Origin of the sequence: Streptomyces tatrensis (assembly GCF_049310065.1) — a bacterium.
Lineage (GTDB): Bacteria > Actinomycetota > Actinomycetes > Streptomycetales > Streptomycetaceae > Streptomyces.
Genome location: NZ_JBMDLB010000009.1, coordinates 1 through 23,460, shown reverse-complemented (window position 1 = coordinate 23,460; position 23,460 = coordinate 1). Strand labels below are relative to the sequence as shown.

Annotated in this window: 20 protein-coding genes; all 20 read left to right on the top strand. The window is 69.5% G+C overall.

Annotated elements, in window-relative coordinates:
* Positions 1-26: 26 nt before the first annotated feature.
* Positions 27-317: a hypothetical protein gene (locus ACODT5_RS15275; RefSeq protein ID WP_422519829.1), complete on the top strand. Its 291-nt coding sequence runs from the start codon at positions 27-29 to the stop codon at positions 315-317.
* An 89-nt stretch (positions 318-406) separates the two neighbouring features.
* Entirely contained in the window at positions 407-3,013 is a 2,607-nt protein-coding gene (locus tag ACODT5_RS15270; RefSeq protein ID WP_422519828.1) for an ATP-binding protein, read from the top strand.
* A complete protein-coding gene (locus ACODT5_RS15265; RefSeq protein ID WP_422519827.1) occupies positions 3,010-5,595 on the top strand; it encodes a hypothetical protein in 2,586 nt (861 codons plus the stop codon). The genes ACODT5_RS15270 and ACODT5_RS15265 overlap by 4 nt, the downstream gene beginning before the upstream one ends.
* A 102-nt stretch (positions 5,596-5,697) precedes the next feature.
* Complete coding sequence (locus ACODT5_RS15260) at positions 5,698-6,384, top strand: hypothetical protein (protein WP_422519826.1); 687 nt, start codon at positions 5,698-5,700, stop codon at positions 6,382-6,384.
* Between the two features lie 13 nt (positions 6,385-6,397).
* Positions 6,398-7,471 (top strand): bifunctional lytic transglycosylase/C40 family peptidase, encoded by a 1,074-nt coding sequence (locus tag ACODT5_RS15255; RefSeq protein ID WP_422519825.1) that lies wholly within the window; start codon positions 6,398-6,400, stop codon positions 7,469-7,471.
* A gap of 204 nt (positions 7,472-7,675) precedes the next feature.
* Positions 7,676-8,194, top strand: coding sequence for a hypothetical protein (locus ACODT5_RS15250; protein ID WP_422519824.1), 519 nt, complete (start codon positions 7,676-7,678; stop codon positions 8,192-8,194).
* Between the two features lie 29 nt (positions 8,195-8,223).
* The gene (locus tag ACODT5_RS15245) at positions 8,224-10,704 is read left to right on the top strand and encodes a type IV secretory system conjugative DNA transfer family protein (protein WP_422519823.1); all 2,481 of its coding nucleotides are present in this window, start codon (positions 8,224-8,226) and stop codon (positions 10,702-10,704) included.
* Positions 10,701-11,717 (top strand): replication-relaxation family protein, encoded by a 1,017-nt coding sequence (locus tag ACODT5_RS15240; RefSeq protein ID WP_422519822.1) that lies wholly within the window; start codon positions 10,701-10,703, stop codon positions 11,715-11,717. The genes ACODT5_RS15245 and ACODT5_RS15240 overlap by 4 nt, the downstream gene beginning before the upstream one ends.
* Before the next feature lie 53 nt (positions 11,718-11,770).
* On the top strand, positions 11,771-13,087 hold the full coding sequence (locus tag ACODT5_RS15235; protein WP_422519821.1) for a ParB N-terminal domain-containing protein: 1,317 nt from the start codon (positions 11,771-11,773) through the stop codon (positions 13,085-13,087).
* The gene (locus ACODT5_RS15230; RefSeq protein ID WP_422519820.1) at positions 13,084-14,190 is read left to right on the top strand and encodes a hypothetical protein; all 1,107 of its coding nucleotides are present in this window, start codon (positions 13,084-13,086) and stop codon (positions 14,188-14,190) included. The genes ACODT5_RS15235 and ACODT5_RS15230 overlap by 4 nt, the downstream gene beginning before the upstream one ends.
* A 68-nt stretch (positions 14,191-14,258) precedes the next feature.
* Positions 14,259-14,669 carry a hypothetical protein gene (locus ACODT5_RS15225; RefSeq protein WP_422519819.1) on the top strand — a complete coding sequence of 137 codons (411 nt, stop codon included), beginning with the start codon at positions 14,259-14,261 and terminating at the stop codon, positions 14,667-14,669.
* Positions 14,669-17,380: a hypothetical protein gene (locus ACODT5_RS15220; RefSeq protein ID WP_422519818.1), complete on the top strand. Its 2,712-nt coding sequence runs from the start codon at positions 14,669-14,671 to the stop codon at positions 17,378-17,380. The genes ACODT5_RS15225 and ACODT5_RS15220 overlap by 1 nt, the downstream gene beginning before the upstream one ends.
* Complete coding sequence (locus ACODT5_RS15215) at positions 17,380-19,641, top strand: hypothetical protein (RefSeq protein ID WP_422519817.1); 2,262 nt, start codon at positions 17,380-17,382, stop codon at positions 19,639-19,641. The genes ACODT5_RS15220 and ACODT5_RS15215 overlap by 1 nt, the downstream gene beginning before the upstream one ends.
* 42 nt (positions 19,642-19,683) lie before the next feature.
* A complete protein-coding gene (locus ACODT5_RS15210) occupies positions 19,684-20,145 on the top strand; it encodes a hypothetical protein (protein ID WP_422519816.1) in 462 nt (153 codons plus the stop codon).
* A 120-nt stretch (positions 20,146-20,265) separates the two neighbouring features.
* Positions 20,266-20,835, top strand: a complete 570-nt coding sequence (locus ACODT5_RS15205; RefSeq protein WP_422519815.1) for a helix-turn-helix domain-containing protein — start codon at positions 20,266-20,268, stop codon at positions 20,833-20,835.
* Positions 20,832-21,254, top strand: a complete 423-nt coding sequence (locus ACODT5_RS15200) for a hypothetical protein (RefSeq protein ID WP_422519814.1) — start codon at positions 20,832-20,834, stop codon at positions 21,252-21,254. Before ACODT5_RS15205 ends, ACODT5_RS15200 begins: the two co-directional genes overlap by 4 nt.
* A 457-nt stretch (positions 21,255-21,711) precedes the next feature.
* Positions 21,712-22,068: a hypothetical protein gene (locus ACODT5_RS15195; RefSeq protein ID WP_422519813.1), complete on the top strand. Its 357-nt coding sequence runs from the start codon at positions 21,712-21,714 to the stop codon at positions 22,066-22,068.
* A 230-nt stretch (positions 22,069-22,298) separates the two neighbouring features.
* Entirely contained in the window at positions 22,299-22,568 is a 270-nt protein-coding gene (locus ACODT5_RS15190) for a hypothetical protein (RefSeq protein WP_422519812.1), read from the top strand.
* Positions 22,558-22,926, top strand: coding sequence for a hypothetical protein (locus ACODT5_RS15185; protein ID WP_422519811.1), 369 nt, complete (start codon positions 22,558-22,560; stop codon positions 22,924-22,926). The genes ACODT5_RS15190 and ACODT5_RS15185 overlap by 11 nt, the downstream gene beginning before the upstream one ends.
* 32 nt (positions 22,927-22,958) lie before the next feature.
* Positions 22,959-23,460: GP88 family protein (locus ACODT5_RS15180; protein WP_422519810.1), on the top strand; the 502-nt coding region annotated here is incomplete at its 3' end.

Genomic DNA, 23,460 nt, shown 5'->3' with positions numbered 1-23,460 from the left:
ACCCCACCTACCGAAGGACAACCGCCATGGACACCACCACCCCGGCCGTCTCGTGCGCTGAGCCCGTCGCCTGCGACCACGTGCGCACGGTCGCCCGCATCGAGACGGCACTGATCACCGACCTGGTCGCCGCGATGTTTCACCTCGAAGCGGCAGCCGATCGAGCCGACAGCCCGGCCGCCGAGGCCCAGACCGGCCGCGTGAGCGAGGAGGTCTTCGCCTCCTGGGCCCTGCACAACGCCGCCCGTATCCGCGCGGCCTTGGACCGGATCACCACCCCCTACGAAGCGCCGGCCGGCACGGTCCCGGCTCCCTGACCTCCGCACGACACCGCCGCGCCGGCCCGGCCTCCGCAGCCGGCCGGCACGGCCCCCCTCGTACTTCGCACAGAAAGCCAGGAATTCCCATGCGCCTCCCCGTCCGGCACATCAGCGGCCACCTCCTCTGGACCAAGAACGCCGCCGTGTGGGGCGTGTGGAAGGTGGATTCCGAGAACTACACCCACGCCAGCCGCGCCACGAAGAGGGAGCGCCTGGACGCCCTCGAAGCCCTGTTCAAGTCGCTGCGCGGCGAGGTCCTGCTGCTGTCGCTGTGCCCGCAGGTCGATGCCGCGTCCGTCGTCACGCGGATGACGTCGGGGGTGGACCTCGACAAGTCGCCCGAGTACATCGACCTGTCCCTCAAGGTCCTCGACCAGCTCGAAGACTGGGAGCTGACAGGCCGGGTGGACTTCATCGCGGTGCCGCTGCCGAACGTCGACTTCAAGCAGTCGGCGAAGGCCGTCCTCGCCTCCGCCCAGGGTGAACTGCTGTCCACGCTCGGCATGCCGGTGCCGCCGGTGAGCGTCACCGAGGAAGAGACCCGCTTCAACCAGGCCCGCCGGATGGCCGCCTCCTGGCCCACCGGCATCAAGATGCGGCCGGCCACCGAGGCCGAGATCCTCTGGATCTATGGGCACAGCGCCCGCCGCGGCATCAGCGAGCCCCTACTGCCCGAGGAAGGAGCACCTCGCTCCCTGCGCGGCCGCGGGCACACCGTCACCGCCCACACCCAGGTGATCCTGGACGAGGGCGCGCGCAGCGACAACACCTCCAAGGCGCCGGCCAACCCTTTCCGCCGCCGGTACCTCAAGGCGACGAGCGAGCACGGCGACTCCTACCAGGCCTTCTGTGTCCTGTCGGAGATGCCGGAGAGTTTCGTCTTCCCGGGCAGCGAGTACTTGAGCGCGTTGGACGACTTCGGGTTCCCCGTCGACTGGGCGGTGCGGCTGCACATCGAGGCCGGCTCGAAGGCGGAGCCGCGCTCGCGCCGGCAGCAGCGCGAGCTCGCCCACCAGCGCGGTGAGTACGAAGGCGAGACCGCAGGTGTGCCGGCGTCCCTGGACAAGGCGTCGTTCGCGCTGGACGAGTACCGCGACCGGCTGACCGCCTCCGCGACGGAAGTTGAGATCCGGGCAACCGTCATGACCTGCGTGTGGGGCGCCGACGCGGACGAGGCGAACGAGAAAGCCGCCAGCCTGGCCGGGCACTTCGGCGGCAACGACTACACCCTGGTACGTCCAGTCGGAGACCAGGCCGCGCTCTTCCACGCGATGCTCCCCGGCGTCTCGACGCCCAAGCCGGTCATGGACTACACCCAGTACCTCCTCGCCCGGGACTTCGCGATGGCGCTGCCCTTCTGCGGCGCAGCGCTCGGCGACGACACCGGAAGCCTGTACGGCCTGCAGCTCAACGGCGGCGGCGTGAGGCCGGTCTTGGTGGACTTCAGCCACGGACCGCGCGTCAACGCCTCCGCGTCCGCGGCGTTCGTCGGGGAGCTCGGCTCCGGCAAGAGCGTGGCGATGAAGACCGCGATGCACTCCATCCTGGCCACCGGCCACCGCGAGGGCACCGCCGGCAGCCGGGGCCGGGCCCTGGTCATCGACCGCACTCCGCAGCAGGAGTGGAGCCGGTTCGCCGCCGCATGCCCGGGCACCACACAGATCATCCGGGTCGACGAAACCGCCGGTATATCCCTCGACCCCCTGAGGGTCTTCCGCGGCCCGCGGGCCGCCCGCTACTGCGAGTCCTTCCTCACCCCGCTGCTCGGCATCAGCTCGATGAGCGTCGAGGGCGTCACGCTGTCCGAGGCGATCGAGGCCACCCGCCATGCGCCGAACCCGAGCATGAGCGCTCTGATCGAGACGCTGAGCCGACGCGCCAAGACCCCGGACCCGGACGAGCCCAACGACGTGAAGGTTCGCGCGTCCGCATCGGAACTCGTGCGCACCCTGCGCGCGCTGGCCAAGAAGGACCTGGGCAAGGTCATCTTCGACCCGACGCTGCCCGTCGTGCAGATCACCGACGCCGACAGCATCGTGTTCGCGGTCGACCGAATCGGCCTGCCGACCAAGGAGGAACTGGCCGAGCACCGCCTGGGCAGCCTGGAGATCGAGAAGCTGTTCGGCTGGCGCCTGATGTACCTCATCACCGCGCTCTGCCGGGAGGTGGCCTTCTCCAACCCCGCCGAGTTCTGCGGCGTCTTCCTGGACGAGTGCTGGTGGCTGACTTCGAGCGCGGAGGGCTCCAACCTGCTGCTCGAGCTCATCGCCGACGGCCGCAAGCACTTCGCCGGCGCCTTCGCCGGCAGCCACGACCCGTACGACATCGGCCCCAAGAACGAGATCGGCGACAAGATCCGGGCGCTGCTGTCCCACGTCTTCGTCTTCCGTCACCGGGGCAAGGCCCTCGCCGCGCGGTGCCTGGAGTTCCTCGACCTGGACCCGGCCGACCCGCAGATGCTCAAGGTGATCACGGAGAACCTCTCCCCGATCAACGTCTCCGACACCGAGCGCCTCCTACGAGCCGGCGAGTGCCTCTACCGGGACCTGCGCAAGCGGATCGGCGGCATGAAGGTCCTCATCCCCGCGGACGAGCGAGCTGCCGAAGCGATCCACACCACCCCCGGTGGTAAGGACTCGGACGTCGAGGACCTGATGGACGCGGTCCCGGTGCTTGAGACGAGCTTCGCGTGAGTACCCGCCGCGCCTCCGCGCGCCGCCCCAAGGCCGGCCGTCGCCGGGTCTGGCTCCTCGCGCTCCCGATCGCCGTCTTCCTCGCCCTGTTCGCCGCCTTGGCATGGGCGGACCCGGTACCGACACCGACCCCCGGTCCGGCTCCCTCCGCGCCGGGATCCACTCCGTCGACCAAGCCGACCCCCAAGCCCGAGCCGGGCCCGTCGAACCCCATCACTGAGCCGCGGCCGGGCCTGACCCCGGCGCCGCCGGACGGCAAGCCCGTCGAGGACCTGAGCAAGCCGCCTACCGACGGCTCGGACGGTCTGCTGCAGCCCTTCAACGTCAAGGACGAGTACGGCGTACCGATCAGCGCCTACACCGTCAGCTCGGACACCGGCGGCTGGACGGACATCGACCTGAAGATCTGGAACATCCTGGCGCAGTTGTTCTTCGGCGGGGCCAAGTGGTTCATCGGGTTCGCGTGCTGGCTGATCAAGTGGGCGCTGGACTTCGGGCTCGCCAAGATCCTCGTCGAGCCGGTCGACGACATCGGCACGACGATCCGCGACCAGGTGATCAACAGACTGGGCCTGCCGGGCTTGTTCCTGCTGTTCGCGGGCGTCTACGCGGGCTGGCACATCATGTTCAAGCAGAAGTCGCGCGGCTTCGCCGAGGCCGGGGTCTCCCTGGTCGTCGGCGCGATCGCCACCACCGTGCTGCTCTCGCCGGCCCAGGTGCTGCTCGGCACCCAGGGGCAGTCGAGCCCGGGCGGCTCGACGATGCTGCTGTCCGAGGAAGGGCTCCTCGGCAAGGCGAAGGACCTCTCCCTGCAGGTCTCCAGCTTGGTGCTGTCCACCAACCCCAGCACGACCCAGGCCAAGACGGCCAACGTCAGCAAGCCGATCACCGACGCGCTGGTGGACGCCTTCATCGTCAAACCGACCCAGCTGATGCTCTACGGGCAGGTCTTCGACGGAAAGTGCGGCGAGGCCTTCGCCAAGGCCAAGCTCGTCGAATACAACTACAAGCAGAAAGGGATCAACTTCTGGGAGGGCTCCCAGCTCAACCCCGGCGGCGCCTCCTACAACGACCAGCTCCTCAACGCCGGCGACCTGTTCACCAAGGCCTGCAAGGGCCAGAACACCAAGGTCGAGGCAAAGAAGGCCTCTGCGGACCTCGCCTTCAGCGCCGTGTTCGTCGCCTTGGCGGCGCTCATCGTCTCGGTCCTGGTGGTCCTGGTCACCGGCGGCTTCCTGACCGCGCAGGGCTGGATCGCCTTCGAAGCGATCCGTGGCCACTGGGCCTTGTGCGCCGGCATCCTGCCCGGCGGCGGCCGCGGCGTCCTGTGGCGCTGGTTCGCCGCCGTCTTCAAGGCCGCCCTGGGCGTGGTCCTGTCGATATTCTTCCTGGCGATCTTCATCCTGATCATCATCGCGCTGGTCCGCGCCGACACCGGAAAGGTCCTCGCGGTCAAGTTCATCGCGATCGACATCACCGCGCTCGCGGGGCTCGCCGGCCACAAGAAGATCAAGGAGACCGCCCGGCAGATCTCCGTGAACCTCAACCGGCGCCTGGCCAATGCACGGGTCGGCGGCTCCAGGCAGAGCATCTTCAACTCCCCTGGCCGCTACGCGGAGACCGCCCCCGGTCTGAAGCAGGTCTGGGGAGATGCCCGCGGAGAGGCCCGTAAGGTCACGCAGCCGCTGGGCAAGATCGGACGGACCGCCCGGCAGCTGTGGACCGGGCCGCCGCAGGGCGCCAAGAAGGGCGGACGGGTACGTGCGGCCGCGCGGGTGGCGACCAACGTTGCCGCGGCGGTCGGCACCGGCGGCACCGCGACCGCGGCGAAGATCGCGGCGCAGAACGTGGCGAAGCAAACCCTGAAGAAGCGCCTGGCCACGGCCGCCGTAAACAAGATGTCCCAGACGCGCGGAGGCAGGGCGACGATGGCCACCGGCAAGGTGGCGGCTGCAGCCGGCAAGTACGGGTGGAAGGCCACGAAGTTCACCACCCTGGCCACCGTCGGCGCACCCGTCGGCATCCCCCGGGGGATCGCCGCGACCAAACGGGGAGCGGCGTCCGCCAAGGCCCGCGCGGATCAGGTGGGCAGCCAGCTCGTGGCGGCCAAGAACCGCACCGCAGCCCGCGTCGACAAGAAAGTCGACGGGGCACTGGCCTTCAAGGACGAGTACGTGCGCAACGTCGCGACCGCGAGCAGGTTCGTTGGCCGACACGGCGCGAACATCCAGCTCGGCATGGCTCAGCCGACCGCTCCGCCCAAGCCGTCGCTGCCGGTCGGGACGCGGGCAGTAGCCGGTGCTCCCCGCGTTCCCGGCAGTGCGCCTCGTCCGGGCACGTCCAGCCCGAAGGCCGCGCCCAAGCCGGCTTCGAAGAGCACGCCGAAGGCGGCTCCGAAGTCCCCGGCCGTCGGCGGCCCCGCATCGGTCCCGCCTCTGCCGCACGCGCCCACGTCCCCGGCGCCCACGTCGGCCGGCTCGGGCAGCGGCGGCGCGCCTGCCGCACCGAGCGCCAGCTCAGGACCGGCCCGGCCCATCCGGCGGGCCACCCGGCAGGCCGGACCGCCGCGCCCGAAGCCCTGACCTAGCTGGTGGGGGCCGCCCCTCGCGGCCCCCACCAGCCCTCATTCCTCTTCGCGTCGTATCGGCGCGCTTCACCTCGAACCACCCGACGGGGGTGCCCCCTTGCCGCACACCGATCGCCATCACCGCCCACGCACCGCGGGCACCGTGGCCCTGCTCGCCGCGTCAGCCCTTCTCGCCGGCCTCGGCATCATGCTGCTCACGCACGAGCCGCCCTCCGCGCCCCGGCCCGCCTCCGAACCAGCGGCGGCTCCGACACACTCACGAACCGGGCAGCCCAACAGCGCCTCCGCGCTTCCGGCAACAACGCCCCCGACGCACGGCAGCACCTCGCCCTCGCCGACGCCGACCGCGGTCGAGGACGCGCAGGCGATCACGATCCCGATGCCCGAGGACGTCGCGGGCGCGGCTCGCCAGTTCGTTCTCGCTTGGGCCGGACACGACGCGCGTCCGGGCAAGGACGGCTCCTACAACGACGCCGCGCACCGGGCCCGCGCCTACGCCGGCAAGGAGCTGGCCACGCAGCTGACCACGGACTCCGCCAGCAGCACCCGCCAGTGGCAGCAGTGGACGCAGGCCAACACCGTCGTCACCGCCGAGATCACCCAGATCGCGGTCCCCGACGGGGCGCCGGAACCGACGGCTGACATGGCCTGGGCCCGGGTGCGATACCGGCTGATCGTCGCCCCTGCGGCTGGCCAGCCGAGCAGCACCGACGAGCAGGTCGCCCTCAAGCTCCAGCGCGACCAGGCCGGCGCCTGGCTCGTCACCGCGCTGCCCGAAGCCTGAGCAGGGGCGAGTGATGAAGAAGATCATGGCGGCTGTGGGCTGCCTGGGAGCCCTCGTGCTCACCGTCGTCATCGCCGCCGTCATCGCCGTCGCGATGGCCATGGGCAACGACAACACCAGCGGGGGTCTGGGGAACGTCGGGTTCGGCGGCGGCATCGCGGACAACGCGCCCGTCCCGGCCGAGGTGAGAACCCTCATCCTCAACAGCATCGGGAAGTACGGGTGCGCGGAGGTGACCCCCTCACTGATCGCCGCCCAGATCTACAGCGAGAGCAGCTTCGACCCGAACGCGCAGTCCTTCGAGTGGGTAGCCGACAAGCAGACGGGGGAGCGGTACAAGAAGCCCATCGCCGACGGCATCGCCCAGTTCATCCCAGACACCTGGGCCGAGCACGGCGTCGACGGCAACGGGGACGGGGTGAAGGACGTCTGGAATCCCCAGGACGCCATCCCTGCAGCGATCGCGTACGACTGCTACCTCGCCGGGCAGGTGAAGGACGTCGGCGGCGACAAGACCGACAACATGCTGGCCGCGTACAACGCGGGCCCGTACGCGGTACAGAAGGCGGGCGGCATCCCGCCGATTCGTGAGACCCGCGAATACGTCAAGGCGATCCGCGACTTGGCCGCGAAGTGGGCGGCTATCGACAAGGGTGGGAACGTCCCCCTGCCGTCCGGCTCCGGCGGCGCCGCTCAGGCGATCGCCACGGCCAAGACCGCGCTCGGCACCATGTATCAGTGGGGCGGGGACTGCAAGCCGCCCTTCGACCACGGCCGCAACAACGGCTGTGACTGCTCCTCGCTCATGCAGCTGGCATGGGGCAACGCGGGCGTGAATCTCCCCCGGGTCACCTACGACCAGGTCCGTGCGGGGACGGCCGTCGCGAGCGTCAGCCAGCTCCGGCCTGGGGACCTGCTGTTCACCCGGCCCGGCCCCTCCGGACCCGAGCACGTCGGCATGTACATCGGCCCCAACGCCCAAGGGGAGCCGGAGGTTATCGACGCCCCGCGCACAGGGCGCGCCGTGCAGATCAAGCCCCTCAGCTACTGGACGCCTCAGATCATCGCGATGCGCCACATCGGATGACCGTCGGGGTCCGGCCAGCCCGGCCGGACCCCGCGCCCAGCCCTGTCCTGGGGGCCGCGCAGAACTTCTTTCCGCCGGATGTCACACCCGGGGGCTCATCGACACCTCTATGTACATCCGCCGAACTCCGACCGATTCCAGCTGGAGCCGTTCCATGTACGACCGACCCACCCACCGTCCAACGAGCCGAGAGAGCAGCCCCCGATGAACACGAACGACATGATCGATGAGCTCATCGCCGGTGTCGGCAACCTCCCCGCGATCGCCGAGGACGCCCAGGAGTGGGCGCTGGGAAACCTGTGGTGGGTCATCTGCTGCGCCTTCGCCTTCGTGATCGCCTACGGATCCATGCAGCGGCTGATGAGCCGCTCGACCCTGCGGGACCGCGAGGCGTTCGAGGTGCTTCCGACCAACGGCTTCGACCCGGCGCTGGAAGAGGTGGTCCGCTTCGCGAAGCAGATCTCCCTGGCCCAGCGCAGCACTTCCCGCTGGGCGTTGCCGGCCCGCGGGACAGCGATGCGGGTCCGGCTGATGTCCGTTGGCGGACCGCTGACCCTGCGCATCGAGGGACCCGCCCGTGCCACGACCGTGCTGCGTCACCAGGGCTACTCGCAGTGCGAGTTGCGGGCGGTGACCGGTGAGGAGAGCGCCCCCGAGCGCCCGGTCATCCGCCTCGGAGTCCACAACGACGGCACCACCGGCCTCGCAGCCGCCGCAGCCTGACCCACCCCCCACTGCACGAAGGAACGATCATGCCCAAGCCGTCAGAACTGGCCGTGAGCCTGTCGAAGGACACCGCGCCCAGCGAGGAGCGTCGACTCTATGTAGCGCGAGCCGAGCTCGCGCTGGCACTGCCCGACCATCTCGCGCTGCGCGATGTCCCGCTGAAGCCCGACCCCCTCGAGGCACTGGCCGCGGCGGTCGCCGATGTCCGTGAATCCCTGCAGGAGAGAGCCGACCTCGTCCTGGACCTGGTGCCCGTTACCCCGGGCAAGGTCGCGCGCAAGCGCAGCCGGCTCCTGGCCGCCGCACGCCGCGCGCCGCACGACATGCCCGCCATCCCGGGGATGCCGCGCCAGGGCGGTTCGGGCTTCAGCCTGGACCGGCTGTCGTCCATCGGGGCGGAGATCGCCGCCGAGATGCGCGGAGTCCAGGCCCAGAAGCCCTCGGCCAGCAGCCGGCCCAAGCCGCAGCGCATGCTCAACGCCACGGACATGAAAGCCGCGATGGGCAAGTTCCACCCGGGCGTCGACCCGGTCTTCGACCTCCAGCTGCTCGTGCGCACCTGCTCCACCGACCCGCACCGGCCGCGTCTGCTGCTGGACCAGATCCTGGCCGCGCTGGAGGGCTGGGCCGGCGACAACCACTTGAGGCCGGTCGGGCTGAACCTCGGCATCACCCGGCTGCGTGCCGACGCGCCCATCTACCGCCAGAACTTCGACCGCCGCTTCGAGACCGGACTGTTCGCCCCGCGGCGCCGCGGGTGGGTCACCGGTGAGGAGATCGCCGGGCTGCTCAAGCCCCCGACTAAGCACAACGGGGCCGCGAACGTGATGCGCTCCGGCGGCGTGGTTCCCCCGCCCCACCCGGGTCTGCCGTCGTGGACCGGGCAGCCCGACCTGCTGCCCTTGGGCTGGGTGTCCAAGCCCGGCGGCGGTGAGCGTCTCGCCGGCATCCCGCTGCGCTACCTGCTCTTCGCTCTGTTCCTCGGCAAGTCCGGCTACGGAAAGACGGAGATGAGCCTGGTCCAGGCCATCGCGCTGGCGCACAACGGGCACGGGATCTTGTTCCTGGACCCGCACGGGGACGGCTGGCAGCGCGCCCGCCCTTACCTGGCCCACCCGGAAATCCAGCCGCGGCTCCAGGAGATCGACCTCACCTCGCCGGACATGGACGCCATGGTCGCGTCCTGGAACCCGCTGTCGATGCAGAACCGCAAGGCGGATGACATACCGGACATCGTCCAGTACATCGTCACGGGATTCTCCAGCGCCCTGAACTGGAGCGACTCGGCCGGCCGTGCCAAGACGATCCTCACGCGGTCGGTGGAGTCGCTGGTGGAGCTGTCCCTGCTGCTCTCGAAAAACAAGAAGGCCGAGTTCGCGCCGACGATCTTCCAGATCCGAACGATCCTCACCGATGAGGTGTGGCGCGACGCGGTCGTCCCGTACCTGTCGAAGACCCTGAGGGACTTCTGGGAGAAGACGTACAAGAAGTACCCGGGCGAGGCGACGCCCGTCGTCACCAACATCATCGAGCGGCTCGACAGCAGCAACGCCGTCAAGGCGTTCCTCGGCTCGTCGCTGTCCACGTACGACATCCGCACCGCGATGGACGAGGGCAAGATCGTCTTCATCTGCCCGTCGGGTACGGGCGACACCGACCGGATCGTGTCCTGCCTGCTGATCTACGACCTCTTCCGTGCCGGGCTGTCGCGGCGGGATGTCCCCGTGGCCGACCGCAAGGACTTCTACTGCTTCATCGACGAGCTCACCGCGGTCGACGGCGCGTCCAAGGGCACACTGGCGGCCATCGCGGAGCAGCTGAGGAAGTTCCGGGTCAAGCTGCTCGCGATGACGCAGATGGCGCAGCGGCTGACGCCGACCACGCGCCAGGGCCTGCTCCAGAACCTGTCGGTCCTCTCGACGACCGCGAGCGACGTCGACGAGGCGATGCTGGTGACCCGCCGCTGGGGCAAGAAGGTCGACCCGGACACCATCACCGCCCTGCGGCCGTACAACTACGTGATGTCGGTGACCCTCGGCGACGGGCGCACGGACCCGTTCCGTGTGCGCGGTGCCAGCGTCGAGGAGCTGTACAAGGACTACAAGAATTCGGATGGCCTGGACGACCTGACGGCGGCGGTCGACAAGAACCTCGGCCGGCGCCCGGTCCGGGCCATCCTCGACGACCTCAGCATGCTCGACGACCACATCCTCCTGGCTCTCGAGGGCATTGAGCCACCGAAGGAGGCCACCGTCGGCAGCCTGCCCGCCGCCCGCAAGCAACAGGCCACCAGCGGCGCCGACAACGCCACAGGCCAGCACGCGGATGCATCGCAGGGCGGAGGGGGCCGTATCAGCCACGTCGCGGGCGTCGTGATCAGCGGGTCCGCCGATGAGGAGGGCCCCCGCGACGAGGACGAGCCGCTGGGTGACGACGGCGAGCCACTGCACGGTGCGCACAACGGCGACGACGGCCCGGATCCGGGCACGAGCGCGGTGGCCCCGTGACCCTGACGATCGACGCCGCCGCCGGCGTGCCGGAGCAGCGCGCCAGCTTCCACTCCCTCGGCACCCGAGTGCTCCATGTGCTCTACCAGCACCGGGTCATGTCCACGGACCAGATGCAGCGCCTGCTCCTGCCGGCCGCCGGCGGCGCGTCCTACCTGCGGCGTCAGCTGCGCGAACTCCTGGCAGCCGGCCAGGTCCAGCGCATCTGGGCCAGCCACCGCCCGACACCGGCCGTGCAGCAGACCAACAAGACCCGGCGGCCCGTCAAGCCGCCGTACCTGTGGTTCCTGACCGAGGAGGGCGCGCAGTCCGTGGAGGATGGCGGAGAGCTCCGGCCGCGGCCCTACCGGATCACGGTGGAAGCGGTCGCCGGTGCCCGCCAGCTCCACACCCTGGCGGTCAACGAGACCGGCATCGCCTTCGCCCGGCATGCCGCCCGGCTGGGCCACGAGTGTGGACCGCTCGACTGGATGCCGGAAGTCGCCCACCGGATCCGTGACGGCCAGCGTCGATTCGAGGACGACCATGTCATCACCGACGCCGTCCTGAATTACGTGCACGTACGGCGGGGGCAGCGGGCGATGCTGACGCTGTTCATCGAGATGGACCGCGCCACGATGACCGCCGCCCGCCTGGCAGCCAAGATCGCGGCGTACGGCCGCTTGCACGAGTACGTGCCCCAGCACCCCGACCGGGCTCGCCGGTCGGCGGCGTCGACGCGGCCGTCGTGGCAGTACACCTACCCCTTCTTCCCCCGGCTGCTGGTGGTCCTGGACGGCCAGCCCTCGCCCACGCTGGGAGCCCGGCTCGCCGCGCGGACCAATGACCTCTACGCCCTGACCCGGGCGGACCCGCGGCTGGCGCGCCTGGCGGGCCGGCTGTCGATCGGCGTGACCACCCTGCAGCTGCTCCAGGACCACGGCCCGTTCGAGCCGATCTTCACCCCGCTGCTCCGGGGCACGCCCGATGCGCGGCCCCCGCTGACCGACCTGTACCTCACGACCGCTCAGTGAGTCGGCGCGGCCCACCGCGGCCGCGCCGACCACCCCACGAAGGACACCAGTTCATGAGCATCGCCACGGTGGAAGATGCGCCGCCCGAGGGCAGCGGCATGATCCAGCTGACCGAGATCCTGCACCGCAGCACCCGCCTGCGGCGGCGCCGCTTCGAGATGCTGCCGATGCGCGGCCCGGGCAGCCCCTTCACCGAGCCCCAGGGCCGCAAGCCCGGTGACGTCACCGCTCCCCAGGAGCTCTCCGACCTCATCTCGTCCATGTCGGTCGTGGGCATGCTCGAACCGGTCCTGGCGGAGGAGATCACCGTCGCCGGCCGCGCCCCGACCATCCGCCTGGTCACGGGCGAGCGTCGGCTCCGAGCCATGCGCTGGGGAGCCCAGAACCTGCCGGACAACCCGCACTTCGCGTCCCTGGCCGCCGTGGTGTGCCCCGGACCGCTGTCCGATGAAGAGCGGCACATGTGGAGGTTCGTGGAGAACTTCGCCCGCGAGCCGCTGCGTCCCGGCGAGCAGGCTGCCGCGCTGATGTACCAGCGGTGCGCCGTGCTGGTAGGCAAACTGCTGCGGTCCGGCAAGCCCGTCCCGGGCCACGTCTACGCGATCACCGACGCCGTCGAGCGGTTCAAGGCGCTGGAGAAGATCCGCGGCACGGATCAGACCTGCGCGGCCCCGTGGGCCGAGGTCCTGAGCCGGCTCGGACTTCAGCTGACCGAGCGCAAGGCCACCGAACTCGTACGCGCCTTCCGTGAACTGCCGCGCGACCTGACCGAAGAGATGGACGAGGAAGCCGTCCGCCTCAACACGCGGATCCGGTTCGCGGCGCTGCGCCGCGGCCGTGAGGATGCCGCGTCGGACATCTGGGCCGCTCTCAAGGGAAGCAGCCGCCTGCACCTGCTGCCCAGCGCGGTCGACATCAGCCTGGCAACGCCGGAACTGGACCCGGAAGAAGTCATCGACGCCGCCGAGGAGCGCTTGGAACGCGCCAACGCCAACCGGCGCGCGAAACTCACCCGGGTACCCGAGCCCGACAGGTCCGCCGAGGCCCCGGTGACCGATGAGGACGGCGACAGCATGCCGGCCCCGACGGACGGCGTCAGCGTTCCCAATGCGGACCAGCAGCCGCCCGTCGCCGCGGTACCACCGCCCGCCGAGGAGGACGCAACCCCGTCCCCGCCGCCGGCACCCCCGGTGGACGCCCAACTCGTGCGCGGCGCCCTGGACGGGCTACGGGGCCTGCTCGCCGAGGTCCGAGCTGGCCGCCAAGTCGGCAAGTACGACCGCGGATCGCTCCGCCTGGCCCTCCGCGAACTCGAACAGCACCTGGCCGACGAGGCCACCCCCTCACACGAAAGCGAGACCGCCGCATGACCAGCATTTCCCTTCCGATGCCCCGAGTCGGCCTCCCCCTGCCCGGCCGCGGCTGCGACTGCGGCAGCTGCGCGTTCTGGGCAGGACCGGACGGGCGCGGCGGTCCCGCGACCGTCGAACCGCTGTGCTCGGGCACCAACTCGGACTGCTCGTACTGCGGCTGCGCCGCAACCGAGGCCGGCTCCCCGGCCGGGGCCTGCGGCGGCTGCCCGATCCGGTGCGGCTCCCGCACCGACATCGCGCAGTGGATGGCCGACGTCGGCGGCACCTTGACCTTCGACGACATCACCATCGACGGCACGTTGCCTAAGCTGCCGTCGTTCATCCCGATGACCGACGGCTCGTCCGTCTCCCAGCTGGACGCGAGCCTGCGCTGGCCCGCCTACGGCGTGGGGCTGCGCCGGGTCTTCAGCCCCGACACCCACTCGATCTATCCCCGCTTCGCCGGCAAGCAGGCCCGCGAAGCCCTGGCCCTGCGAGACGGGCAGAAGGCGGTCCTCGTCGGGTACGGAGAGGACCCGCTGGTCGAAGCGTTCTGGACGTACCGCAAGCGCGACGGCCTCGTCGAGGAGATCGCCTCCCAGGGCTGGGACCTGGTGCTCTCCCCGAACTACTCGATCTACGGCAACTGGCCCCGCACCGAGCACCTGCTGAACATGCGCCGGTGCCTGCTGATCGCCCAGGAATTCGCGGACGCCGGGGTGACGGCCGTGCCCAACGTCTACTGGTTCCGGCTGGAGGACCTGAAGCGGTACACGGCGTGGATCGAAGACGCCCCGCCGCCGGCCATCGCCGTGAACGTCCAGACCGTGAGGGAGAACAGCAACTGGGACACGTGGGCGCTGCCCGGTCTGTACTGGCTGGCGGAGAACCTGCCGGCCGACATGCCGATCATCCTCACAGGTCTGTCCCGGATCGACCGGATCGCCCAGGTCGTCTCGCTCTTCGGTGACCGCCTGACCTTGATCAGCCAGAACCCCCACCAGTACGCGATCCACGGCGCCGTCATGACCTCGAACGGGCGCGAGGACATCCACGCCCGGCCGGCTGACGCCTTCGCCTCCACAGTCCAGTTCATGGCCTCGCTCCTTCCTCGCCGCTGAGAGCTGGTGTCACGAAGCCCGGTTCGACACCTCTATGCGTCGAACCCGAAAAAAGGAGGGCTTCCGCCATGTCGACACCCAACCCGCCGCAGCCCGAGAGTAAGACGCCCCAGGAGCGTCCGGCGCCGGCAACAGCCACCTGGCAGCTGTGGATCCTGACGGTCTGGCACCCCGCGCTGGGCATGGCGGTCGACCCCGTCGCCATCCTCGCCCTGGACACCGCCGACGGTGCAGACCCGGCGCAGCACACCTTGTGGGTGCCCCTGGTCTACGACGAGGCCAACCCCTGGCGCGAGCGCCTGGCGGAGGGCGTGACCCCGGAGCGGATCGCCCGCTGGGAGACGGAGGCTGGCGCATGCCAGATCGCGCCGGCCTCGGTCCCGGAAGACGCCGTGGACCTGCGCCATGCCGCCGAACTTCTCCTTGACGTGCTGCTCGGCGAGGTCATCCCCGCTCTGCCCCCGCGGACCGGTGCTTGATGGGTACCAACTCCAAGAGCTCGCACGCGTCGTACGCCATCGCGCCAAGCGATGCCCTGAAGGCCGCCGAGGGGATGGGTAGCGCCGGAACGGCACCCGTCCTGGCGGAGCCCCAGCCCGAGCTCAGCGACGGCCTCGTCAAGGCGAAGACCGACCTGATGGTGGCCATGGACAACCTGGACGCCCTCCAGATTGGCAACGGCGTCGCGACGGGAAACGACCCAGAGCTTCCCGACGACCCGGTCGAGCGGTACGAGGTCTTCGCCGACCAGATCCCGGCCGCCCGCGACGCAATCGAGAAGATGAAGGAGGAGGGCGCCTCCGACGAGGAGGTCAAGGCCCAGCTCGACGCCCTGCGGGCGCAGTCCCTCGCCTACCTCAACACGCTCGACGCTGAAGAGCTCCAGCAGATCGCCGCGGCCAAGGGGTTCGAGCACCCAGCGCTCGTGGGCCTGTCCGGGAAGAACCAGCACCCGCTCGTTCACTGGCTGGACCCGTACTACAGCGACGACATCCCCTCCAAGCAGAAGATCCAGGCCGCCGCGCAGAAGCGGTACGAGCAGCTCGCGGCCGGCCAGACCGTCGCCGGGATGACCCTGGCCGACCTCCAGCAGATCGAGGGCACCACCAGCGTGCCCGAGGGCCCTCCGGGCACCTGGGCGGCGACACCGGAGCAGGTCAACGCCGCACAGGAGGCCTGGAACCAGGCAGCCCACGAGGTTGCCTACTCCAAGGGCGCCCTGGACAGCGAGAAGCTGAAGAACCTCCTCGACGCGGAGAAGCAGGTCCTCACCGCGCACTCGCCCGACATGCCCGAGCTGGAGACCATCCAGAACCAGATCAAGGTGTGGACCGAGGACCCCCTCGCGCACGCCAAGATCAACACCTCGACCGTGATGCCTCTGGTCAAGGACGCCGTGGCGTCCGGGGAGATGTCGCTGACCGAGGCTCAGCACCTCAAGCCGGTTGAGCTCGTCGGGCTGCTGCGTACAGGCACGTCAGAGGCGGAGAAGGAGAGCCTGAAGGCGACGGCTCAGGCACGGAAGGACCAGCTCCAGGCCCTCGACACGGCGCTGGATGTTCACAAGGCCGGCAAACTCGACGTCCACACCGAGCTCACCCTTCCCGACCTCGCCGGAAATCCCGAGGCCGTTTCCCAGGTGGCCGCCTGGGCGAAGAACACCGGTGAGCTGCACGGCATGCAGCAGGACGCGCAGGGGTGGATCCACGAGACCCTGCAGTCCCCGGTCGACATCGGCTTCGCCAACCCCGCGCTCCTCACCTCGCACACGGTCGACCCCAAGTCCCTGACGACCGAGGTCAACGCGTGGGCGAAGACCCAGAAGGTCGCCGATCTCCGGGCACTCGCCAGTGAACTGGGCATGCCGGACACCGGAAAGGCCAACCGGGCCCACCTGCAGGGCTACATCGCCGCCAGCTTCAACCCGGCGCTCGACAAGGACGCGATCAACGCCAAGGTCCACGCGAGTGTCGCCAAGAAACAGGCCGCTGCCGCTGCCAAGGCATCCGCACCGCTCGCCTCAGACGAAGCGGTCAACGCCCTCAAGAGCAAACTCGCTCCGGCCCCGGAGGGCGCCGGCGGGTCTGCCGTGGGCAGTGGCGGTCTGACGCAGGAGAGCAAGGTCGAGGCCGCGATCAAGATGGGCGCCAGTCCCGTACAGGCGCAGAAGCTTGCCCAGGCCGCGACCGCGGCCCCGGCGCCGAAGGCGATTCCGAAGGCACCGAAGAAGCCGGCAGCGCCGGGCTCGTTCAACGCGAAGGCGCAAGCTCTGGTCGCCGCCCTCCAGCAGGCCAAGGCCACGGCACAGGATGTGCCAGCCCGCATCGACTCCGACGTAGTCGGCTCCTGGAGCTTCGGCGCCGGAGCGCCGGCCAACCTCGGCGGCACCTACAGCAAGACCCTGCACACGGCGCCGGACGGGTCCAGCTGGCTTTTCAAGGCGGACCACAACGGTGGGGTGATCGCCCACTCCGAAGCCGCCGCGTCCCATGCTCTGTCGCTGGCCGGGGTCCCGGCGGTACCGGTGTACGTCAAGGAGATCGGCGGCAAGGTCGGCAGCGTTCAGCCGATGCTGAAGGGCGCCACCCACTTCTCCTCCGACCCGCACAAGTGGACCCAGCCGGAGGTGGACTCCATCGTGCGTTCCCACGTCGGCTCCTGGCTCGTCGGCGACCACGACGGCCACCAGGCCAACGTCCTTCGCACCGCGTCGGGCGGGCTGGTGCACATCGACCGGGGACAGGCCTTCAAGCACTGGGGCACCGACAAGCTCTCCCTCGGCTACGCCCCATCCGGCGGCGGCTCGTACGACCCAGTGCACCAGAAGCTCTACACCGCCGCGCTCGGCGGCAGCTTGGCCGACGGAGTCAAGGTCAACCCCGCTGTGGCCCACACGGTCATCAAGAACGTCGAGGCGATCCCGGACAGCCAGTGGCGCTCCATGCTCCACTCCACCGCGCACGAGGGCGCCAAGTCCGGCAGCGGGGTGCACTGGGTGCCCGCGATGCGCAAGCAGGCCGCCAAGAAGCATGGGATCCCGGCCGCGAAGGTCAGCACGGATCAGATCGCGGAGGCGTTCCTCGACCACGCCGTGGAGCGCAAGCAGAGCCTTCGCACGGCGTTCGCGGACTTCTTCGTCAAGGACCTGCACATGCCCCACGGGGCCTCGCTGAAGCACGGAGCTGAGTGATGGGCACGAATTCCAAGAGCAGCCACGAGTCATACGCCGTCGCCCCGACGGTCGCGACCGAGGCACCGCCGGCACCCCCGAACCTCGGGCCCACGGCCTCCGAGCCGGTCGTCGAGATTGATCCGACGCTCCTGAACTCGCTGGTGATACCCGATTTCGGGAAGAGCGAGATTCCGCTCGCCGAGCAGGGAGGAGCCTGGACGCTCGACGGCGAGCCGGTCTTCGGCACGCAGTCTGCCGCGGAGATGCCCGCTGCGGCGCCTCCGGAGACGGCTGCGGCACCGGCGGAGGTGACCGTCGTCGACGAGGCGGGTGATCTGCCGGCTCCTCCGCAGGCGGTCGAGGTCGAGGACACGGCCGTACCCGTGGCTGAGGAGGCGGAGGGCACCGTCGAGGGGGTGGCGGGCGCGGGGCCGGCGGCTGAGGAAGAGGTTGAGGAGCTTGTCGAGGAGGAGCCAGAGGACACCGACCCGCCGCTGACGCCCGTTCCGGAGGCGCCGCCAGCCGGTGTCGCTGTCGGCACCCCGATCCTGGTCGGCGGCGAGGACTTCCTGAACTCCCAGGCAGCTCTGGTCTCCTACGTCTCGCCCAACGGGCCCCGCGAGGTACTTCTCGCGCACGTGAGCGAGGAGGCCGAGGGCAAGCTGCTCGACGCGCTGAGCGTGTCGGGCACCAAGATGGTGGACGTGCAGGTCGAGGAGACATCCAAGGAGCGCCTGGCCCTGGACAAGAAGGCGAAGCTCGCCGAGCTGGTGACCAAGGCGACCACCTCGGTACAGCACAAGCTCAAGACCGGCGAGGCGATGTCCGAGGCGTCGATCCAGAAGCACCAGACGGCCCTGGACGCCGTCAACGCCGTCCTGAGCAAGCCGAACCTGACGGACGACGAGAAGGTGATGGCCCAGTACTACCTGGACCAGGTCAACACCGTCGGCGGGAAGATCCAGAACGGCGGTGCGCAGATGGCGCACTTCGAGGCGCACGGGCTGCCGGTCACCAAGATGGTGACCAAGCAGATACCCGCGCCGGCCGATGAGCCGGAGCCGGGGACTCTCGCGGCGCAACTGCGCGACGCCAGCCGTATCAAGGCGTCGCTCGACGAGCAGAGCGGCGAGACGTCCTGGGACGGGAAGAGCCGAAGCAAGGCGAACGGGAAGGAGTACGCGATCGACCTGGGCGACGGCTGGAGCGCGGTCTACCGGCCGTACGCGGCCAACGACCCGAACAGCACTGAGTTCAGCATGCGGGGACAGCTCGAAGTCCACGCTCCGGTCGGCGCCGGGCACGGCAAGCAGCTCGTGGACCGCCTGGAACAGCTGCACCTGGTCAACGCACCGATGACTGCCGCCGAGGGCGAATGGACCTATCTGGCCAACAACGTGACGGCACAGAGCCTGGCCAACGCTCCCGGGATGAAGGCCGCCTTCGCCGAGGCCAAGGGACTGGAGGACCTGCAGGTTCAGGAGATCGTCCACCAGCGGGCCGAGTCGCTGATCGGGCTCGGGGAGGACGAGCTCCACTACCAGGTCAAGCGGATCCAGCTGGAGGCCGCGCAGAAGGTGCTGCCGAAGAAGGTGAAGGTGCTCCGGGAGGCAGTGGCCAAGGCGACCGGCTTCGGCAGCGGGGATGCCCTGGCGACGAGCGCCGGATACGACCCCACGCCAGCGACATCCGGAGGCTGGCTGACGTGGTCCCGGTTCGATGTCACGGGCAAGACCGCGCAGATCAAGGAGGCCTATAAGGGGCGGTCGCTGACCCACAGCATCGGCGGCGGCGACATAGTCGCCCTGTTCGGCACCGGTGTGCTCGCGTCCACGGAGAAGCGGGCGGTGATGGGCATCGGCGGCGGCGTCGGCATGTCCGAGCAGCAGGACAAGTACACCGGCGGAGCGAATTCCGTATTCCTCCGTGTCTCGAACACCCCGAAGTCCGGCTTCGGCGGCCAGCTCATCTGGGACGACCCGTCCGTCCTGATGCGCCGGTCCGACTACTACGCCTACAACGGCGACAAGTACGGCGTCAGCCCCGACAAGAAGAAGGCCTCGGGCCTGACCCGCGACCCCCTGACGATTGCCACACACGGGGCGTCCAACAACGAAATCATGTTCCGCGACGGAATCGACCTGCTCGGCGCCGAAGCCCCCAGCCGCATCGTGTGCCACCAGCCACACCAGCGCACAGCCCTGCTGGAGTCGTTCAAGGCCCGCGGCATCACCCACCTGGGCGGCAAGCCCGTCGAGGATGTCGTCAAGACCAAGTAGCGACCCTCACCCTGTCCCCTTACACGCAAGGAGAACGACCGTATGAGCAGCACCTGGCAGACCCGATTCGCCGACCTGATCGCCGGCAACCACAGCGAGACCGGCGACCCGGTCGACGCCGGCGCCCAGCTGAGGATCATCCACGACGAGGGATACGAGGTCTTCCTGCAGGCCCTCGCCCGCCACCACCGCATGGAGCATGATGAGCAGCTGATATGGATACGGCCGTTGGTCGGCGGGGGCGAGTCCGCTGAGCTCGGCTACGTGTTCAACCTCAGCGCGGCCCGGCGCCGGGGCTTGAACTGGACACAGGCCCACCTGGAGGAAAACGGGGACGTGGCACTGCTCCTGGAGTCCGGTGAGACCGCCATCATCCAGCCAGCCGAAGGTGAGCAACTGGCAGAGCTCGAACGGTGGGACCACTTCACCGATCGCCTCACCCGCGAGGAGGAAGCCCAGCTCGACGCCCTGGACGCCGACTCGTGGCACGGGCAGTTCTCGTGAACCACGCCACTGGCCGGGCCGCTCCGGGCGTCTTGGCATGATGGTTCCGCGGCCGGCAGCACGCCGGCCGCGGTCCGTCGGCTCCCGAGCCGGCATCGAGACAGGACAGGAGGTGGCAGCATGCGCACCGAGCAACGCCGCGGCGTCAGCAACTTCGACGGCCGACGCCTGGCGCAGGCCCGTACCCGGAAGGGCTGGACGTCAAGCCGGCTGGCCTCCGAGGTCAACGTCACGGTGACGGTGCTGAACCAGTACGAGCTCGGGGAACGGTCCCCGGAGCTGGGCACGCTGGTCCGTATGGCCGAGGTGCTCGGATGCCCGGTCGGGGATCTGCGCTCGCCGAGCCGCGCGACGTTGCGGGATCTGCGTGAGCACGCGGGTGCCGGCCAGGCCGAGGCCGCCGTGGCAGCCGGACTGAAGCGCAGTACGTACGCGATGCTCGAGCAGGGCCGGACCAAGACCCTGCTCCCGCAGGTGACCCAGGCCCTCGCCGAGCTGTTCGATCAGGACGTCGACACCGTGGTCGCCGCGCACGCCGAAGCGGTGGCGGGCCAGCAGACGCGGCCGGCGCCCCTGGCTCTGGAGGGCCGGCTTCTGGAGCGACTGGCCGCACACTTCGCCATGGCTCCCGGGGAACTCCTGGACCTGGCGCAGCGGCTCGCGAACGACGGGGCTGGTGAGACCGAATGACGTATCACCGAGGCCACCCGCTGACCGTTGCCCGCCACGAGGCCCTGCGCAGCCCGCTTCCCGCGCCCGAGTCCCTGCTGCCCGTGGACACCCGTTGGCTCCGGGCGCGAGCGGATCTGTTCAAGGAGGCTGCGGAGCGACCGTTCGCCCTCACCTTCGACACAGCCGGATACAGCGAGGCCACCGGCCTGCCGTTCCACTCTCACTTCGTGGCGCAGGTCTTCCGGGGCGAGCCCGAGAGCCGGCTGGACGTGCCGCTCATGGCGCTGAACCTGGCCCGGGTGACGACGAGAGCGGACGCCGACCGTGCGCTCGCTCACGAGTGCATGCACCTACGGGTGCCGTCCTACGGGCACAAGCGCGAAGCGTTCGCCTGCGCGCAGAACATCCTGGACCGGGTGGGATCACTCACCGCATAGGGATCGGCCCGATGCCCCGGCACCGCTCGCGGGGTATCGGGCCGACACTGCGCGGGCACGGGCCTCTCGTCCGGGGGTGATCGCTTTCGAGATCCTTCCCCCCCACAAACCAATGTTGCTTAATTCTATGAATCCCTGTATGGTTCTTGCTGTGAGGGCGAGAGTGCCCCTACCCAGAACCACCCTGTAGGAGCCGCTTCGCGCGGCTCGCCCCTCCGTCCATCCCCCCGGGCGGCGGGGCCACGTGGCCCGGACTCACCCCTCCCGCCGGTCCGGGCCACGCCCCCTTCTGTGACCGGCATCGAGGAGACGACGTGTACGGAACCATCAGCCCCGATCTGGACGCGATAGAGGAAGCGGCCCGGCGGGCTGCGATCGCTCGCGCGGCCGGTCTGGCCACCACGGCACCAACAGGAACAGAGCCCTCCGTCCTGGGTGCGGACTCCGAGCGGGAGGCGTGGTATCGGTGCTGCGCTACCGGCTCGGCCTCGACGGCCCCGTCCGGCTGAGCGTGTACGACGACGTGAACCACCGGCTGTTCCCCGGCGCGCAGTACTTCCGCGCCACCCGCATCCAGCTCTCGCGCGACCGTCAGGGCCACGTGTTCATCGCCTCCTACGAAGCGGGCGCACCCCGTCTCACGTTCAGCGTGATCGCACCCTGCCCCGCCTGCCTCGCGCCGGTCCCGTGCGTTGCGATCGACAGCCTGGCGGACTTCGGCGACTGGCTCCTCAACGCACGGGGCGCAACCGAGGCCCCGCAGTTCCGCACCTCCCCCGTCCACCGCACCGACTGCCCCGTGCGCGGCAACTGACCTGTCCCCGTCCGGCACCAGAGGCCCTCCGAGATCCGGTACCGACCCCACCCACCTTGACGCCCCGGCTCATCGAGCCGGGGCGCCCTGCATGAACGGCGCACCACACCTCACCCGCCGACGCAGCACGGCCGGACAACGACGGCATCCAAGCCGGCGCGAGTCCGCCCCGCTCGGGCGGTGCGGCGCCGACCCGGAACACCCACCCGCCCCCAGAAGCGAGAGCAGCCATGGACCCTGCCCCTGCCACCGCAGTCGTGCGCGTCAAGGCGATTCGAACCGCCGTGCACGACATCACCCTCATGCTCAGCCTGCCGGACGACCTCAGCGCCCAGCCCGGGGCGCTTCGCCGTCACATCGAAGAACTTCAGCCGGGCGTGCTCTCCTCAGCGTGCACGGACGCCAACCTGGACCGGGTCACCGACATCGTCGTGGTCGACGTGCTCGGTGTTGCCGCCCCGACCAAGGAAGCCAGCGCCGGAGTTTGCGATGGCTGCTGATCCTCACGGCCCGTTCGGCTGCGTGGTGCTCTCACCGAAGGAGAGCCGCCCGACCGGGAACCGCCCGGTGCACGACGACGGGTTTCGCGAGCGACTCGCCGACTGGCTACTCCTCATGGTGCCGCTGTTCATCGCGGAGCAGCACAACGCCTCCGCCGAGGAGATCGACAGGGCCCGGACCGATGCGCTGGAGCAGATCGCCAGCCACGGCGACGACCTCCAGTTCGGCGGCAAGCACCAGGGATCGTCCCGGACCGCCCTGGCCAAGGGCTTCGCCATCCTGGCCCGCGCCGAGGGCGGGGTCACCGCGCTGGGCGTACACGCGTGCACGGCCCCGCACTCCCACTGCCCCCAGTAGGCCGACGCCCCCGAACCCATGAAGGAAACAAAGTGAACAACACCGCCGATGCCACCGAACCAAAAAAGCCGAGCGCCAAGAAGTGGCTCCTCACACAGAATTCGCAACTACGAAAGGAAGGTATTTTTAATTGGACACTTCCAGCTTTTGCGGTGAAACTTCCGGACGGATCCAACTTTAATGTGTGCGCCCAGGCCGGCGCGTGCGCCCCTTTGTGTTACGCAAGGGCTGGAGCTTACCGGTTCAAGAATGTGCGCGCTGCACACATTCGTAATCTTCTGCTATGCAAGGACTCTCAGGAAGAGTGGGAGGAGCGCATGAAAGAGGAGCTCAGCCATAAGCGGTATGCGGGAAAATGGGTTCGCCTGCATGACTCTGGAGATTTCTTTTCGGACTCGTACCTGCTTGCTTGGGTTCGCATCATGAAGGCTTCCCCGGCCGTCCGCTTCTATTGCTATACAAAAGAAATTAGCCGCTGCAGGCGCATTTTGGCGTCTTCGACGCCGGATAACTTTTTGTGGTGCTACAGCCTTG